Origin of the sequence: Arthrobacter sp. ISL-5 (assembly GCF_018613835.1) — a bacterium.
Taxonomy (GTDB): domain Bacteria; phylum Actinomycetota; class Actinomycetes; order Actinomycetales; family Micrococcaceae; genus Arthrobacter.
Map to the genome: position 1 here is coordinate 26,345 of NZ_JAGGPM010000014.1, position 16,358 is coordinate 42,702.

Genomic DNA, 16,358 nt, shown 5'->3' on the forward strand with positions numbered 1-16,358 from the left:
AATTCGCTCCGGGGCTGCCCGCTTAGCAGCCACGAAGCGGCAGACCGCCTCGCCATGGCGGTCAACCACCTGAGGCACGCTCCTGTGTCCCAGGACGCAATTGAGAGAAGGACCCTACATTGGCTCCCAAGAAGAAGGTCACCGGCCTCATCAAGCTGCAGATCCAGGCAGGTGCCGCCAACCCGGCCCCGCCGATCGGTCCTGCGCTTGGCCAGCACGGTGTCAACATCATGGAATTCTGCAAGGCGTACAACGCTGCGACGGAAGCCCAGCGCGGCAACGTTATTCCTGTTGAAATCACGGTTTACGAAGACCGTTCATTCACGTTCATCACCAAGACCCCGCCGGCTGCAGAGCTCATCAAGAAGGCTGCAGGCGTCGCCAAGGGTTCAGCTACCCCGCACACCGTCAAGGTTGCCAAGCTGACCCAGGCCCAGGTCAACGAGATCGCCTCCACCAAGATGGAAGACCTCAACGCCACGAGCCTCGAAGGCGCAGCGAAGATCATCGCCGGCACCGCCCGTTCCATGGGTATCACCGTCGAGGGTTAATTCCCTCACCGCTGATGCGGCGCCGGGTTCGGGAAACCGACGACGACGCCGGGCAGCACCGCCGGGAAACCGGCACCACGAAACATTGAAATGTTGGTAATCCACGCCGGACTACTGACTGTGGCAGGGCCCAGCGCGGTCCGCAGACCACAACTGCACAAGGAGAATAAGCAGCATGGCAAAGCGCAGCAAAGCATATGAGGCAGCCGCCGCCAAGATCGACGCGGAGAAGTTCTACGCGCCGTTCGAGGCAGTGACGCTCGCCAAGGACACCAACCCGTCCAAGTTCGACGCCACCGTTGAGGTCGCTTTCCGCCTGGGTGTCGACCCTCGCAAGGCCGACCAGATGGTTCGTGGCACGGTCAACCTGCCGCACGGTACCGGTAAGACCGCCCGCGTCCTCGTCTTCGCAACCGGCGACAAGGCAGAGGCAGCAATCGCTGCCGGCGCCGACTTCGTTGGTTCCGATGACCTGATCGAAAAGATCGCAGCCGGCTGGACCGACTTCGACGCCGCCGTCGCCACCCCTGACCTCATGGGCAAGGTTGGCCGCCTCGGTAAGGTCCTCGGCCCGCGTAACCTGATGCCGAACCCGAAGACCGGTACCGTGACCGCTGACGTCACCAAGGCCGTCAACGACATCAAGGGTGGCAAGATCGACTTCCGCGTCGACAAGCACTCCAACCTGCACTTCATCATCGGCAAGGTTTCGTTCGACGCCATCAAGCTGGCCGAGAACTACGCAGCCGCTCTCGAAGAGGTGCTTCGCCTGAAGCCGTCCGCTTCCAAGGGCCGTTACATCCAGAAGGCGACTGTTGCCACCACGTTTGGTCCCGGCATCTCCGTCGACCCCAACGTCACCAAGGTGCTGACCGAGGCCTAAACCTCGCGAAACAGCCGCCGGTAATCCGGCAGGCATGAAAGGACCGCCCGGCACTGCGCCGGGCGGTCCTTTGCTTTGCTGCAGGACGCCGCCCGACGCGCACGCTGCGCCCGGAACCCTGCGGGACCCTGCGGGACCCTGCCGGACTCTGGAGGGTGGAAGGGCCATGAGGCTAGGCTGATCCGGTGACGACACCCGCGTACCGCATAGAGCCGCTGGTTTTGCCTGCTTCCCTCGATTCTCCGGACGCCGCAGATTTCCTCGAGTTCAGCGATCTGAGCGATGCCCTGGTGCTGCAGACCTGGGGGAACCTTGACCGGGCCAGGCCGTGGAGTGCCCGGCTCGAAGCGTGGCGCGACGATGACTACGCGCAGCTCCGTCTCTTCTTTGTGCGGCTGGACGGCCGCATGGTGGCGACCTCCTGGGTCAGGCTGCCGCAGCAGGAAAACCTCCAGGACGCCATGGTGCGTGTGGTCGTCCTGAACGAGTTCACGGGCAGGGGCATCGGCCAGGCACTCTTGCGGCACGCCGAGGCCCTTGCCGCTGGCCACGGCCGCAGCACCCTGCAGAGCTTCACCGAGCATGTTGCAGGGTTTGATCCTGACGGCGCCGGCATCCTGAAACCAGGAACCGGGACGGGCGGGATTCCGTCCGATTCGCGTGCAGTGAAGTTCGCGACGGCGGCCAGCTACACGCTGGAGCAGGTGACGCGTTTCAGCGCACTGGACATGCCGCCGTCGGAAGCGGTCCTGGACGCGCTCGAGCGCGACGCGTACTCCATAGCCGGCGACCGGTACGAGCTCCTCGCCTGGACGGACAGCTGCCCGGACGAATATGTGGACCAGCTTGCCGTGCTCATGTCGCGCATGAGCACCGACACCCCCGCCGGGGCGCTCCATTACGACCCCGAGGTGTGGGACGCCAAACGCGTCCGGCACGTCGAGGACGAGTGGAAGCAGACCGGCCAGGAGTCGCTCGTGGCGGCGGCGAGGCACAGGGCCAGCGGCGAGCTCGCCGCGTATTCGGTCCTGCAGTACTCGGCGTCGAAGCCCTGGCTGGCGGAGCAGGACGACACCCTGGTCGCCAAGCCCCACCGGGGCCGCCGCCTGGGCATGCTGGTCAAGGTGCTGAACCTTCGGCGCATGATGGAAGCGCATCCCTCGGTGGAACGGATCCTCACGTTCAACGCCGCGGAGAACGACCACATGCTCGCCATCAACATTGCCCTGGGGTTCCGCCCGGCAGGGTACGACGGCGAGTGGCAGCGCCGGTGCTAACCGGCATATGCTGGCGACGGATGCACCGCGTGGACTCGAGCCCGCAGCCCGGAAGGGCGAGCGGCGGAAACGGCTGGGATGATGGCAAGTGAAGTGCGGATCGAGCAGCTGTGGATCCCGGATTCCATTGACGCTCCCGACGCAGCGGACTTTCTGGCCGCCGTCGAGGTAGGGCGCAAGGTCCGGATGCAGACGTGGGGCAGCGACGACCTCGCGTACGCGCCCTTGGAGAAGCTCCTCGAACTGGATGATCCCTACGAGCGGCAGGTCATCCTGGTGGCCAAAATCGATGGCACCATAGTGGGCGCGGTGGACATTGCCCTGCCCCTGACCGACAATCTGGACCTCGCGGAGTTCACCCTGGACATCCTGCCGGAGTATCAGCGCCAGGGCGTGGGCAGGCAGCTGCTGGAGGCGGCCGAACAGTTTGCCCGGGACGAGGGCCGCTCGATGATCCTGGTGGACACCAACCATCCCGGGGCCTCGCTCCATGAATTTGACCCCGAGCAGCTGGTGCCGGGCTCGGGGCTGGGCTTCGTGCCGCTCGGCAGCCGCGAAGTGGAGTTCGCCCGGCGCACCGGCTACACGCTCCAGCACATCGAACAGTTCAGCTCGTGCGCCCTGCCGCTGGACAGCAAGCTCGTGGCGGAGCTCGAAGCCGAGGCCGAGGAAGCGAACAACGGCCGTTACCGCCTGCACCACTGGACGGACCGCTGCCCCGAACGGTGGCTGGAGGCCGTTGCCGTGCTCGAAAACCAGGCCGGAGGGGATGTCGAGCCCGCCGCCGTGGGCGAAGAGGACACCATGGTGTTTGACGCGCGGATCCTGCGTGAAGCGGAGGAAGTCACCATCGCGCAGGGACGGCGCACGGTGGTGACCGCCGTCGAGCATATTGCCACCGGCATCCTGGTGGGGCTGACCACCATCAGCGTCCTGGCGCAGCGCCAGGACGTTGTGTTCCAGGACGACACCGTGGTGCTGCAGGCACACCGGGGCAACAAGCTCGGCCTGCTGATCAAGGTGGCCAACATGGAGCGGCTGACGGAGCAGTTCCCGGACGCGCGCGTGATCTACACCTGGAACGCCCCGGAAAACCGGTATCTCCTCACGGTCAACCGGCAGTTGGGATTCACGACGGCGGGCGTCACCGGAATCTGGCAGAAGGAACTCCCGGACCTGGGGCCCAGCACCAGCTGAGCCGTGCCGGTTGGAAGGCTGCCGCCGGGCCGCCGATTTGGCGGACCGGTGCGGCGTCCCGTAAGCTTGAGCTACCAAAGACCGTCGGTTGTTGGAAATCCACTCTCTCGAGCTCAGCTCAACTCTGCAGTTGTGTGCGGGAGGGTCAGTGGATTTCTGGACGAAGGACCCTGAACATAGGGCGGCCGGCGCAGGTGAACGAAGCAGAAGCTCCGCGGTGATGAACCGTGTTGAGCCAAGCCCCGTGCATCTGCGCGGGGCGTTTTTAGTTTTTAGCTCACCTGAGCGGGGACCCGGAATACCGGCACTATCCCCGGAAGGAGGGTTATGGCAACGCCTACCAAGGTTTCAGCAGTAGCTGAGATCACTAACGATTTCAAGGAATCGAACGCCGCTGTCCTGACCGAATACCGTGGGCTCACCGTTGCACAGCTCAAGCAGCTGCGTGTTTCTCTCGGCCAGGACACCAAGTTCGCGGTCGTCAAGAACACCCTGACCGCCATTGCAGCCAAGGAAGCTGGTGTCGAAGCATTCGACGGCCAGCTCGCCGGCCCCACTGCAATCGCGTTCATCAAGGGTGACGCAGTTGCAGCTGCCAAGAGCCTGACGGATTTTGCCAAGACCAACAAGCAGCTGGTTATCAAGACCGGTTACTTCGAGGGCAAGGCACTGAACGCCAGCGAAGTTGCTGCCCTGGCAGCACTCGAGTCCCGCGAGCTGCAGCTCGCCAAGGTTGCAGGCATCCTCAAGGCTCCTGCTGCCGCTGCTGCACGCATCATTGACGCCCTGCGCCTCAAGCTTGAAGAAGAGAACGGTGCACCGGCAGCTGCCGAAGCGCCCGCCGCTGAAGAAGCCCCGGCCGCGGAAGCAGCAGAGACCGAAGCTCCGGCCGAAGCCGCAGCCACCGAAGAGAACTAATTTTCTCTTTCAAACCAGACTCCGGTGTGAAGGCACGGCACAACGCCGCCAAGCACCACCTATAGGAAGGACGCCACACCATGGCGAAGCTCACCAACGAAGAGCTCATTGAAGCTTTCAAGGAACTGACCATCATCGAGCTCTCCGAGTTCGTCAAGCTCTTCGAAGAGACCTTCGAAGTTACCGCTGCCGCTGTTGCCGTTGCTGGCCCGGCTGCCGCTGCTGAAGAAGCCGAAGAGAAGACCGACTTCGACGTCATCCTCGAAGCTGCTGGCGACAAGAAGATCGCAGTGATCAAGGAAGTTCGCGCCATCACTTCCCTGGGCCTCAAGGAAGCCAAGGACCTGGTTGACAGCGCTCCCAAGGCTGTCCTCGAAGGTGCCACCAAGGAAGCTGCCGAGAAGGCCAAGGATCAGCTCGAAGCTGCCGGCGCCCGCGTTACCCTCAAGTAATACAGGCTCTGCCTGGAATCCCCGTCCACTCCGGTGGGCGGGGATTCCTGCATTTAACCCAACTGGGTAGCAGCAGGCGCCCTTTTGACGGCTGAAAACGACGCCTGCTGCGACCTAGTTGGGATCGCTGATGTCCGCGATGACTGCGCCGAGCGCCGCGGTCAGGGCGTCGGCGTCCACGAAGGCGCTGTAGCCGTGCTGGCCCGCACCCATGGAAATGCGCTTGCCCGAGATGTTCTTGTCCGCGTAAACGGGCCACGCCGTGGTGCTGCCGAGCGGCGTGATGGTCCCGCGCTCATAGCCGGTGGCTTCGAGGGCGACGTCGGCCGCGGGCATGGACAGCTTGTTGACGCCCACCAGGCTGCGCAGCTTCGGCCAGGAGATCTGGCGGTCGCCGGGGATGAGGGCGAACAGGAAAGTCCCGTCCTTGTGCTTGACCACGAGGGACTTCACGATGTCCGCCGGGGCGATGCCGAGGATCCGCGCCGCTTCCTCGAGGCTGTGGGCGGCAAGCCGCTCCACGATCTCGACGTCCAGGCCGCGGGCGGCGGCGTCGGCAAGGAATCGCTCCCTGCCGGCGCCGCCCGCTCCGGCGCCGCCCGCTCCGGTACCGGCCGTGCCGGCAGCGGCTGGGCCGGTCATTAGTCCCGGAACAGCAGGAGGGCTTCGCCTTGCCCGCCGCCGCCGCAGAGCGAAACCGCGGCCTTGCCTTGGCCGCGCCGTTTCAGCTCATGCGCGGCGTGCAGTGCCAGCCTCGCGCCGGATGCGCCGATGGGGTGGCCCAGGGCGATCGCGCCGCCGTGGATGTTGCACTGCTCCAGCGGGTAGTCCAGGTCCTTGAGGGATTGCACGGCCACGGACCCGAACGCCTCGTTGATTTCGATGAAGTCCAGATCGGCCGTGGTCCAGCCGGCACGGTCCAGGGCGTTCCGGATTGCGTTGGAGGGCTGGGAGTGCAGGGAATTGTCCGGACCCGCCACCTGCCCCGGCTTGCCGACCACCGCCAGGTACTCGAGTCCGTTCTCCTCGGCGAATTTGCGGGAGGTCAGGACGAGGGCGGAGGCGCCGTCGGACAGGGGAGAGGAGTTGCCGGCCGTGATGGTGCCGTCGGTGACGAACGCGGCCCGGAGGCCTGCCAGTGTTTCGACGGATGTGTTGGGGCGGACGCCTTCATCAGTGGCCACGACCACCGGATCGCCCTTGCGCTGCTTGACGCTGATGGGGGCGATCTCGTCGTCGAAAACCCCGTTCTTTGCGGCGATGGCCGCGCGCTGGTGCGACTGTGCGGCGACGTTGTCCTGCGATGCCCGGTCGATGCCCAGCGTGAGGTTCTTGGCTTCGGTGGACAGGCCCATGGACTGGCCGTCGAAGGCGTCGGTCAGGCCGTCGTGCGCGGCAACGTCGAGGGCCTGGATGGCGCCGTAGGTCCAGCCCTGGCGCGAGCCCGGAAGGACGTGCGGGGCCCGTGTCATGGACTCCTGGCCGCCGGCGACGACGACGGCGGCATCGCCGCTGCGGATCATCCTCGCGGCGTCGATCACCGCGGTGAGACCCGAAAGGCAGACCTTGTTGATGGTCACCGTGGGGACGTTCCAGCCGATTCCGGCACCGATCGCGCTCTGCCTTGCAGGGTTCTGGCCTGCACCGGCCTGCAGCACCTGGCCCATGATCACGGCGTCGACCTGCTCCGCCTCAACCCCGCTCGCAGCAAGGGCCGCCTTGATGGCGTGCGCCCCAAGTTCGACGGCGGTGAAGCTCGCCAATTGCCCGTTCAGCCGGCCCTGCGGTGTGCGCGCGCCGGCCAGGATGACAACATCGTTGTTGTCCGCGGAGTTGCCCATGGTTTATCTCTTCCGATCGTGTCGATATACGCCTAGGTTATCGTGAGCCCGATCACCTATCCATTCAAACGCTGCGGCGGCGGGCTGAATTCCGGCGCGGCCGCATTCCGGGACTTGTCCCTCGGGACCCCGCACGGCGACCGTCGGCCGCGGGACCGAGGTGGCGTACGATAGATGCCCTCGGCAACGGTGCTTGCAATCTGCTGGGAAGTGGGGTAGACACGCGGGAAGTTTTGCCGTATCGTGGATATTTGCGTCTTCCCTGTTTACCTTCAGCCTTCATATAGCGGTGGGCTTCGCCTGGCAGCTGCTCCATCAATGTGCCGTATACAACGTCACCAGCATGGGCAGACCAGGTCCCGGGTCATATAGCGGAACCGGATGGTAGCACTGCGGAGTCACTCCGCAGGGTACATAGCGGGGGAGATCTGAAAACGCCTGAAGGTCTGTGGAAGGATCCCTCTTGGTCGCCTCGAGCACCTCTAATAACGAAACCGCTAACACGGCAAGCACCGATGGTGCCACTCGCCGGCTCTCATTCGCAAAGATTCACGAACCTCTTGACGTTCCGAATCTGCTTGCCCTGCAGACGGACAGCTTCGACTGGCTGGTCGGAAATGAACGCTGGCAGGCAAGGGTAGCGAAAGCCGTCGAAGAAGGCGACCTCAGCGTCGCCACCACCTCCGGTCTTTCCGACATCTTCGAAGAGATCTCCCCGATTGAGGATTTCCAGGGCACCATGTCCCTGAGCTTCTCCGATCCGGAGTTCGCTGATCCCAAATACACCATGGCTGAGTGCAAGGACCGGGACGCTACGTACTCGGCTCCGCTGTACGTTAAAGCCGAATTCATGAACAACAACACGGGCGAAATAAAGCAGCAGACCGTGTTCATGGGTGACTTCCCGCTGATGACCGAGAAGGGCACCTTCGTCGTCAACGGCACCGAGCGTGTCGTTGTCTCCCAGCTGGTGCGTTCCCCGGGCGCCTACTTCGAGCGCACGGCCGACAAGACCAGCGACAAGGACATCTTCACCGCAAAGATCATCCCGTCCCGCGGTGCATGGTTCGAGCTGGAGATCGACAAGCGCGACCAGGTCGGCGTTCGCCTCGACCGCAAGCGCAAGCAGTCCGTCACCGTGCTGCTGAAGGCCCTCGGCTGGACCGAAGGCCAGATCCTCGAGGAGTTCGGCCAGTACGACTCCATGCGTGCAACGCTGGAGAAGGACGCCACCGAAACCCGCGAAGACGCGTTGCTGGATATCTACCGGAAGCTCCGTCCGGGCGAGCCGCCCACCGTCGAGGCTGCCCAGTCGCTGCTGGACAACCTGTACTTCAACTCCAAGCGCTACGATCTGGCCAAGGTCGGCCGTTACAAGATCAACCGCAAGCTCGGCATCGACCGCTCCCTTGGTGACAAGGAAGCGTCTGTCCTGCACGTTGAAGACATCGTCGCCATGATCAAGTTCCTGGTTGCGCTGCACGCCGGTGAGAAGACCCTCACGGGCAAGCGCGACGGCCAGGACCACGAACTGCGCGTCGAGATCGATGACATCGACCACTTCGGCAACCGCCGCATCCGCGCCGTCGGCGAGCTCATCGAGAACCAGGTCCGCACCGGCCTGTCCCGCATGGAGCGCGTCGTCCGCGAGCGTATGACCACGCAGGACGTCGAGGCCATCACGCCGCAGACGCTGATCAACATCCGCCCGGTGGTGGCAGCCATCAAGGAGTTCTTCGGAACGTCCCAGCTGTCCCAGTTCATGGACCAGAACAACCCGCTCTCGGGTCTGACCCACAAGCGCCGCCTGTCTGCGCTTGGACCGGGCGGTCTGTCCCGTGACCGTGCAGGCATGGAAGTCCGAGACGTTCACCCGTCGCACTACGGACGTATGTGCCCCATCGAAACCCCTGAAGGCCCGAACATCGGTCTGATCGGTTCGCTGGCTTCCTACGGACGCATCAACCCGTTCGGCTTCATCGAGACCCCGTACCGTCTCGTGGCCGAGGGCGTCGTGTCCGACGAAGTCCAGTACCTGACGGCCGATGACGAAGCAGAGGTCCTGATCGCACAGGCCAACGCTCCGCTCGACGCCAACAAGAAGTTCGCTGAAGAGACCGTCCTGGTCCGTGCCCGCGGTGGTGGAGGCGAGCCCGTTCTCGTTCCCGCAGCCGACGTGCAGTTCATGGACGTCTCCCCGCGCCAGATGGTGTCCGTGGCAACCGCCCTGATTCCGTTCCTCGAGCATGACGATGCTAACCGCGCACTCATGGGTGCCAACATGCAGCGCCAGGCTGTGCCGCTGGTCCGTTCCGAGGCACCGTTCGTCGGTACCGGCATGGAACGCGCCGCTGCTGTCGACGCCGGTGACGTTGTCATCGCGAAGAAGGCAGGTGTGGTTACCGAGGTCTCCGCTGAACTCGTCATCATGCTTAACGACGACGGCACGGAAACCAACTACCGCATCAACAAGTTCGCCCGTTCCAACCAGGGCAACTGCTACAACCACCGCGTTCTGGTGAGCGAAGGCCAGCGCCTGGAAGTTGGCGGCATCATTGCTGACGGCCCGGCAACGGACCAGGGCGAGCTCGCCCTCGGTAAGAACCTGCTCGTGGCATTCATGTCATGGGAAGGCCACAACTTCGAGGATGCCATCATCCTGTCCCAGCGCATCGTGGCTGAGGACGTTCTTTCCTCCATCCACATCGAGGAGCACGAGATCGATGCCCGCGACACCAAGCTTGGTGCCGAGGAAATCACCCGTGACATCCCCAACGTGTCCGAGGAAGTCCTGGCTGGCCTGGACGAGCGCGGCATCATCCACATCGGTGCTGAAGTTGAAGCCGGCGACATCCTGGTCGGAAAGGTCACCCCGAAGGGTGAAACCGAACTGACCCCGGAAGAGCGTCTGCTCCGCGCCATCTTCGGCGAGAAGTCCCGCGAAGTGCGCGACACCTCCCTGAAGGTTCCGCACGGCGAGTCCGGCACCGTCATCGGCGTGCGCGTCTTCGACCGCGACAACGACGACGAACTGCCCCCGGGCGTCAACCAGCTGGTCCGTGTCTACGTGGCCGCCAAGCGTAAGATCACCGACGGCGACAAGCTCGCCGGCCGCCACGGCAACAAGGGTGTTATCTCCAAGATCCTGCCGATCGAGGACATGCCCTTCCTTTCCGACGGTACCCCCGTTGATATTGTCCTGAACCCGCTGGGTGTTCCGGGCCGTATGAACGTCGGCCAGGTGCTCGAAACGCACCTCGGCTGGGTCGCCAAGACCGGCTGGAAGATCGAAGGCGAGCCTGAATGGGCCAAGCAGCTGCCGAACCTGCCGCGCGAGAGTGGCCAGACCACTGTTGCAACGCCGGTCTTCGACGGTGCCCGTGAAGAGGAAATCACCGGTCTGCTGGACTCCACCAACGTGACCCGCGACGGTGACCGCCTGATCAACTCCTCGGGCAAGACCCGCCTGTTTGACGGCCGCTCCGGCGAGCCGTTCCCGGATCCGATCTCGGTCGGCTACATGTACATCCTGAAGCTCCACCACCTGGTGGACGACAAGATCCACGCACGCTCCACCGGCCCGTACTCCATGATCACGCAGCAGCCGCTGGGTGGTAAGGCACAGTTCGGTGGCCAGCGCTTCGGTGAAATGGAAGTGTGGGCGCTCGAAGCTTACGGCGCCGCCTACACGCTCCAGGAGCTCCTCACGATCAAGTCGGATGACATCCACGGTCGTGTGAAGGTCTACGAAGCCATCGTCAAGGGCGAGAACATCCCGGAGCCGGGCGTTCCTGAGTCCTTCAAGGTCTTGATCAAGGAAATGCAGTCGCTGTGCCTGAACGTGGAAGTACTTTCCACGGACGGAACCACAATTGAAATGCGTGACTCTGATGACGCAGTCTTCACGGCTGCGGAAGAACTGGGCATCGATCTGTCTCGTGCAGAGCCCAGTTCCGTAGAAGAGGTTTAGCAGGGCGTCCGACGGCGGGTGACCACCCGCCGTCGGGCCCTCGCCTCTTCCCGTAACCAAGACTTCAGAATTTAGAGAACAAGAGAGAACAGGGACCCTATGTCCAGCGAATCCTCCTTCGGCCTCATGCAGATCGGCCTCGCCACCGCGGAAGACATCCGTGGCTGGTCGTACGGCGAGGTTAAGAAGCCGGAAACCATCAACTACCGCACGCTCAAGCCCGAGAAGGACGGCCTCTTCTGCGAGAAGATCTTCGGCCCGTCCCGGGACTGGGAATGCTACTGCGGCAAGTACAAGCGCGTGCGCTTCAAGGGCATCATCTGCGAGCGGTGTGGCGTTGAGGTCACCCGTGCCAAGGTGCGCCGTGAGCGCATGGGCCACATTGAACTGGCTGCGCCCGTAACCCACATCTGGTACTTCAAGGGTGTTCCCTCCCGTCTGGGCTACCTCCTTGACCTGGCACCGAAGGACCTCGAAAAGGTCATCTACTTCGCTGCCTACATGATCACGAGCGTCGACACCGACAGCCGCCACGAGGAACTGCCCAACCTTCAGGTTGAGCACGACATCGAGAAGAAGCAGCTGATCGACAACCGCGACTCCGACATCGCCACGATCGCCCGCGACCTTGAGAACGAGCTTGCCCGTCTCGAAGGCGAAGGCGCCAAGGCTGCCGACAAGAAGAAGGCCCGCGACTCCGCCGACCGCCAGATGGCCAACGTGCGCAAGCGCGCCGACGCCGAGATCGAGCGCCTCGAGCAGGTCTGGGACCGGTTCAAGAACCTGAAGGTCGCTGACCTCGAAGGCGACGAAGGCCTCTACCGCGAACTGCGCGACCGCTACGGCATGTACTTCGAAGGCTCCATGGGTGCCGAAGCCATCAAGAAGCGCCTTGAGAACTTCGACATGCAGGCCGAGTCGGACTCACTGCGCGACATCATCGCCAACGGCAAGGGCCAGCGCAAGACCCGCGCCCTGAAGCGCCTGAAGGTTGTCAACGCGTTCCTGACCACCAACAACAGCCCGCTCGGCATGGTGCTGGACGCCGTCCCGGTGATCCCGCCGGAACTGCGCCCGATGGTCCAGCTGGACGGTGGCCGCTTCGCGACCTCCGACCTCAACGACCTCTACCGCCGCGTGATCAACCGCAACAACCGGCTCAAGCGACTGCTTGACCTGGGTGCTCCGGAGATCATCGTCAACAACGAGAAGCGCATGCTTCAGGAAGCTGTTGACAGCCTCTTCGACAACGGCCGCCGCGGCCGTCCGGTCACCGGACCGGGCAACCGTCCGCTGAAGTCCCTGAGCGACATGCTCAAGGGCAAGCAGGGCCGTTTCCGCCAGAACCTCCTCGGCAAGCGCGTCGACTACTCCGGCCGTTCGGTCATCGTCGTCGGCCCGCAGCTGAAGCTGCACCAGTGTGGCCTGCCCAAGCAGATGGCGCTGGAGCTCTTCAAGCCGTTCGTGATGAAGCGCCTGGTTGACCTCAACCACGCGCAGAACATCAAGTCGGCCAAGCGCATGGTCGAGCGTTACCGTCCGCAGGTCTGGGACGTGCTCGAAGAGATCATCACCGAGCACCCTGTGCTGCTGAACCGTGCACCTACCCTGCACCGCCTCGGCATCCAGGCGTTCGAACCGCAGCTTGTTGAAGGTAAGGCAATCCAGCTCCACCCGCTGGTCTGTGGCGCCTTCAACGCTGACTTCGACGGCGACCAGATGGCAGTCCACCTGCCGCTGAGCCCCGAAGCCCAGGCCGAGGCACGCATCCTGATGCTCTCCTCGAACAACATCCTGAAGCCGTCCGACGGCCGTCCGGTGACCCTGCCTTCGCAGGATATGATCATCGGCCTCTACCACCTGACCACCAAGCGTGTCGGTTCAGCTGGCGAAGGCCGGAACTTCGGTTCGGTTGCGGAAGCCATCATGGCCTACGACCTGCACGAGCTGCACCTGAACTCCAAGGTCAAGATCCGCCTTGAGGGCTTTGTCCCTTACGCCGGCTGGGAAGCCCCGGAGGGCTGGGAGCCGGGTCAGACCGCGCTCGTTGAGACCTCCCTCGGCCAGGTCCTCTTCAACGAGACCCTGCCCGACGACTACCCCTGGGTTGAGGACGTTGCCGACAAGGGCGAACTGTCCCGGATCGTCAATGACCTTGCAGAGCGCTACCCGAAGGTCGTCACAGCAGCAACGCTGGACAACCTGAAGGATGCCGGTTTCTACTGGGCCACGCGTTCAGGCGTCACGGTCGCCATCTCCGACATTGAGGTGCCCAAGGACAAGCCGGTGATTCTGGCTGGTTACGAGGAGCGCGCCGCGAAGATCCAGGGCCAGTACGACAAGGGCCTGATCGACGACGACGAGCGTCGCCAGGAACTGATCGAGATCTGGAACAAGGCGACCAACGAAATTGCCCAGGCAATGCGTGACAGCCTCTCGCCGATGAACACCATCAACCGCATGGTGTCATCCGGTGCACGTGGTAACTGGATGCAGGTCCGTCAGATCGCGGGTATCCGTGGCCTGGTGGCCAACCCTAAGGGTGAGATCATCCCGCGTCCGATCAAGTCCTCCTACCGCGAGGGCCTGTCGGTGCTGGAATACTTCATCGCCACGCACGGTGCCCGTAAGGGTCTGGCCGACACCGCCCTGCGTACCGCCAACTCGGGTTACCTGACCCGTCGTCTGGTGGACGTTTCGCAGGACGTCATCGTCCGCGAAGAGGACTGCGGCACCGAACGCGGCCTGGTGACGCCGATCGCGGTCGCCGACGCCAACGGTGAGCTGGTTCTGGACGAGAACGTCGAGAACAGCGCCTACGCCCGAACGCTGGCCGTGGATGTCGTTGACTCCAAGGGCAACGTCCTGGCAGCCGGCGGCACCGACTGCGGCGACGTCGTGATCGCCGAGTTGTTCGCAGCCGGCATCACCGAGGTCAAGGTCCGCTCCGTGCTCACCTGTGAGTCCAGCGTCGGCACCTGCGCCCTGTGCTACGGCCGTTCACTGGCCACGGGCAAGACCGTCGACATCGGTGAGGCAGTGGGCATTATCGCCGCGCAGTCCATCGGTGAGCCGGGCACCCAGCTGACCATGCGTACGTTCCACACCGGTGGTGCTGTTTCCGCCAGCGGTGGCGACGACATCACCCAGGGTCTGCCCCGTATCCAGGAGCTCTTCGAAGCCCGTACTCCGAAGGGTGTGGCGCCGATTGCGGAAGCAGCCGGACGCATCGCCATCGAAGAGTCCGAGCGCCAGATGCGCCTGGTCATCACTCCGGACGACGGTTCCGAAGAGATTGCGTACCCGGTACTGCGCCGTTCACGTCTCCTGATCGAAGACGGCCAGCACGTCACGGTGGGCCAGAAGCTCATCAACGGCCCGGTCGATCCGAAGCAGGTCCTGCGCATCATGGGTCCGCGTGCGGCACAGAAGTTCCTCGTGGACGAAGTGCAGGGCGTGTACCGCAGCCAGGGCATTGGCATCCACGACAAGCACGTGGAGGTCATCGTCCGCCAGATGCTGCGCCGCGTCACGGTCATCGAATCCGGCGATTCGGATCTGCTGCCCGGCGAGCTCGCCGAACGCAGCCGCTTCGAAGAGGCCAACCGCCGTGTTGTCTCCGAGGGCAAGACGCCGGCTTCCGGCCGTCCTGAGCTCATGGGCATCACCAAGGCGTCGCTGGCCACCGAGTCCTGGCTGTCCGCGGCTTCCTTCCAGGAAACCACCCGCGTCCTGACGCAGGCGGCCATGGAAGGCAAGAGCGATCCGCTGCTCGGCCTCAAGGAAAACGTCATCATCGGTAAGCTCATCCCGGCCGGCACGGGTCTCCCGCGCTACACCGAGATCGCTGTGGAACCGACTGAAGAAGCAAAGGCCAACCTGTTCACCGGCCCGAGCGCGTTCAGCGACTTCTCCTACGACACCCTGGGCGGCGACGGAGCTCCTGAGTTCCACGCCATCCCGCTGGATGACTACGACCTCGGCAACGACTTCCGCTGACGAGTCGGTCTCCTGAACTGACGGGCCCCGTTTCCACAACTGTGGGAACGGGGCCTTTCAGTCCCCGGATTCCGCGCCGATTAAGGTCTGGCGGCAGTCCATGTTAGACTTGTGACCAATTGTTATTGTGGCAGTGGATGAGAGCGCCGGACCAGCCGAAAGGCCGGTCCAGAGCGACGTTTCCGGTTTGCAGGGTTCTTGTGCAACGTATGCCACATTTTTGCATGCCTAGGGACCTTTGAAGACGAGAGTCAGGTCATTCCCCATGTGTGCGATCCGACTATTAAGGCTTCGCCTCAGCTGCTCTGGAGACTTCTTCAAAGCTCGGGCGGCGGGGCAAAGCAAAAGGAGAGCGGCCGTAAGAGGCCGCTCCGGATAAAACGGAGAACACGAAAGTGCCTACGATTAACCAGCTGGTCCGCAAGGGCCGCACGCCGAAGGTCAAAAAGACCAAGGCTCCCGCGCTTAACGGCAGCCCGATGCGCCGCGGTGTTTGCACCCGCGTGTACACCACCACCCCGAAGAAGCCGAACTCGGCTCTGCGTAAGGTTGCACGTGTGCGCCTTAACGGTGGCATTGAAGTCACCGCCTACATCCCCGGTGTAGGCCACAACCTCCAGGAGCACTCCATTGTGCTCGTTCGTGGTGGTCGTGTGAAGGACCTCCCCGGTGTCCGCTACAAGATCGTCCGCGGCGCCCTCGATACCCAGGGTGTCAAGAACCGTAAGCAGGCCCGCAGCCGCTACGGCGCAAAGATGGAGAAGAAGTAATATGCCTCGCAAGGGTCCGGCCCCCAAGCGGCCGCTCGTACTAGATCCCGTTTACGGCTCCCCGCTGGTCACCCAGCTGATCAACAAGGTGCTGGTTGACGGCAAGAAGTCCACCGCAGAGCGCATCGTTTACGGTGCCCTTGAAGGTGCACGCGCCAAGTCCGGCGGCGACCCCGTTGCCGCCCTCAAGAAGGCCATGGAGAACGTCAAGCCTTCCCTCGAGGTCCGCTCCCGCCGTGTCGGTGGCGCAACCTACCAGGTTCCCGTTGAGGTCAAGCCGGGCCGCTCCACTGCCCTCGCCCTGCGTTGGCTGGTCGGCTACTCCAAGGCCCGCCGCGAAAAGACGATGACCGAGCGCCTCCAGAACGAAATCCTGGATGCCTCCAACGGTCTCGGTGCCGCTGTGAAGCGTCGCGAAGACACCCACAAGATGGCCGAGTCCAACAAGGCCTTCGCACACTACCGCTGGTAATACTTCCCGGACGCCGCCGGCTCAGACG

Annotated in this window: 12 protein-coding genes; 10 read left to right on the forward strand and 2 right to left on the reverse strand. The window is 63.6% G+C overall.

All coding sequences use genetic code 11. The features are described 5' to 3' along the window. Positions 1-119: 119 nt before the first annotated feature. The 6 genes from rplK (at position 120) to rplL (ending at position 5,278) form a co-directional block, all read left to right on the forward strand. On the forward strand, positions 120-551 hold the full coding sequence (gene rplK, locus J7I89_RS07565) for a 50S ribosomal protein L11 (protein WP_003803853.1): 432 nt from the start codon (positions 120-122) through the stop codon (positions 549-551). A gap of 175 nt (positions 552-726) precedes the next feature. After that, positions 727-1,434 carry a 50S ribosomal protein L1 gene (gene rplA / locus J7I89_RS07570; RefSeq protein ID WP_214968792.1) on the forward strand — a complete coding sequence of 236 codons (708 nt, stop codon included), beginning with the start codon at positions 727-729 and terminating at the stop codon, positions 1,432-1,434. 185 nt (positions 1,435-1,619) lie between these two features. Next, complete coding sequence (locus J7I89_RS07575; RefSeq protein ID WP_214968794.1) at positions 1,620-2,711, forward strand: GNAT family N-acetyltransferase; 1,092 nt, start codon at positions 1,620-1,622, stop codon at positions 2,709-2,711. An 81-nt stretch (positions 2,712-2,792) separates the two neighbouring features. Continuing rightward, positions 2,793-3,908: a GNAT family N-acetyltransferase gene (locus J7I89_RS07580; RefSeq protein WP_214968796.1), complete on the forward strand. Its 1,116-nt coding sequence runs from the start codon at positions 2,793-2,795 to the stop codon at positions 3,906-3,908. A gap of 327 nt (positions 3,909-4,235) precedes the next feature. Next, the gene (gene rplJ / locus J7I89_RS07585) at positions 4,236-4,826 is read left to right on the forward strand and encodes a 50S ribosomal protein L10 (RefSeq protein WP_011692822.1); all 591 of its coding nucleotides are present in this window, start codon (positions 4,236-4,238) and stop codon (positions 4,824-4,826) included. An 80-nt stretch (positions 4,827-4,906) separates the two neighbouring features. Continuing rightward, positions 4,907-5,278, forward strand: coding sequence for a 50S ribosomal protein L7/L12 (gene rplL / locus J7I89_RS07590; protein ID WP_214968798.1), 372 nt, complete (start codon positions 4,907-4,909; stop codon positions 5,276-5,278). Between the two features lie 114 nt (positions 5,279-5,392). Here the strand turns inward: rplL and J7I89_RS07595 are convergent, their stop codons facing one another. After that, positions 5,393-5,920, reverse strand: a complete 528-nt coding sequence (locus tag J7I89_RS07595; protein WP_214968800.1) for an aminoacyl-tRNA deacylase — start codon at positions 5,918-5,920, stop codon at positions 5,393-5,395. Continuing rightward, the gene (locus J7I89_RS07600) at positions 5,920-7,119 is read right to left on the reverse strand and encodes an acetyl-CoA C-acetyltransferase (RefSeq protein ID WP_214968802.1); all 1,200 of its coding nucleotides are present in this window, start codon (positions 7,117-7,119) and stop codon (positions 5,920-5,922) included. The genes J7I89_RS07595 and J7I89_RS07600 overlap by 1 nt, the downstream gene beginning before the upstream one ends. Positions 7,120-7,582: 463 nt before the next feature. Between J7I89_RS07600 and rpoB the strand changes: the two genes are divergently transcribed. The 4 genes from rpoB to rpsG all read left to right on the forward strand — a co-directional run bounded on the left by rpoB (position 7,583) and on the right by rpsG (position 16,330). Then, the gene (gene rpoB / locus J7I89_RS07605) at positions 7,583-11,089 is read left to right on the forward strand and encodes a DNA-directed RNA polymerase subunit beta (RefSeq protein WP_214968804.1); all 3,507 of its coding nucleotides are present in this window, start codon (positions 7,583-7,585) and stop codon (positions 11,087-11,089) included. A 99-nt stretch (positions 11,090-11,188) separates the two neighbouring features. After that, positions 11,189-15,088, forward strand: coding sequence for a DNA-directed RNA polymerase subunit beta' (locus tag J7I89_RS07610; protein ID WP_214968805.1), 3,900 nt, complete (start codon positions 11,189-11,191; stop codon positions 15,086-15,088). A gap of 395 nt (positions 15,089-15,483) precedes the next feature. Then, positions 15,484-15,858: a 30S ribosomal protein S12 gene (gene rpsL, locus J7I89_RS07615; protein ID WP_018773658.1), complete on the forward strand. Its 375-nt coding sequence runs from the start codon at positions 15,484-15,486 to the stop codon at positions 15,856-15,858. A gap of 1 nt (position 15,859) precedes the next feature. Then, the gene (gene rpsG / locus J7I89_RS07620) at positions 15,860-16,330 is read left to right on the forward strand and encodes a 30S ribosomal protein S7 (protein ID WP_011692813.1); all 471 of its coding nucleotides are present in this window, start codon (positions 15,860-15,862) and stop codon (positions 16,328-16,330) included. The last annotated feature ends 28 nt before the right edge of the window (positions 16,331-16,358 follow it).

Coding starts and splice junctions, on each gene's coding strand:
- J7I89_RS07600 (WP_214968802.1), bottom strand. CDS start 7,119: ATGGGCAACTCCGCGGACAACAACGATGTTGTCATCCTGGCCGGCGCG.
- rplL (WP_214968798.1), top strand. CDS start 4,907: ATGGCGAAGCTCACCAACGAAGAGCTCATTGAAGCTTTCAAGGAACTG.
- J7I89_RS07610 (WP_214968805.1), top strand. CDS start 11,189: ATGTCCAGCGAATCCTCCTTCGGCCTCATGCAGATCGGCCTCGCCACC.
- rplA (WP_214968792.1), top strand. CDS start 727: ATGGCAAAGCGCAGCAAAGCATATGAGGCAGCCGCCGCCAAGATCGAC.
- rpsG (WP_011692813.1), top strand. CDS start 15,860: ATGCCTCGCAAGGGTCCGGCCCCCAAGCGGCCGCTCGTACTAGATCCC.
- J7I89_RS07595 (WP_214968800.1), bottom strand. CDS start 5,920: ATGACCGGCCCAGCCGCTGCCGGCACGGCCGGTACCGGAGCGGGCGGC.
- J7I89_RS07580 (WP_214968796.1), top strand. CDS start 2,793: ATGGCAAGTGAAGTGCGGATCGAGCAGCTGTGGATCCCGGATTCCATT.
- rplJ (WP_011692822.1), top strand. CDS start 4,236: ATGGCAACGCCTACCAAGGTTTCAGCAGTAGCTGAGATCACTAACGAT.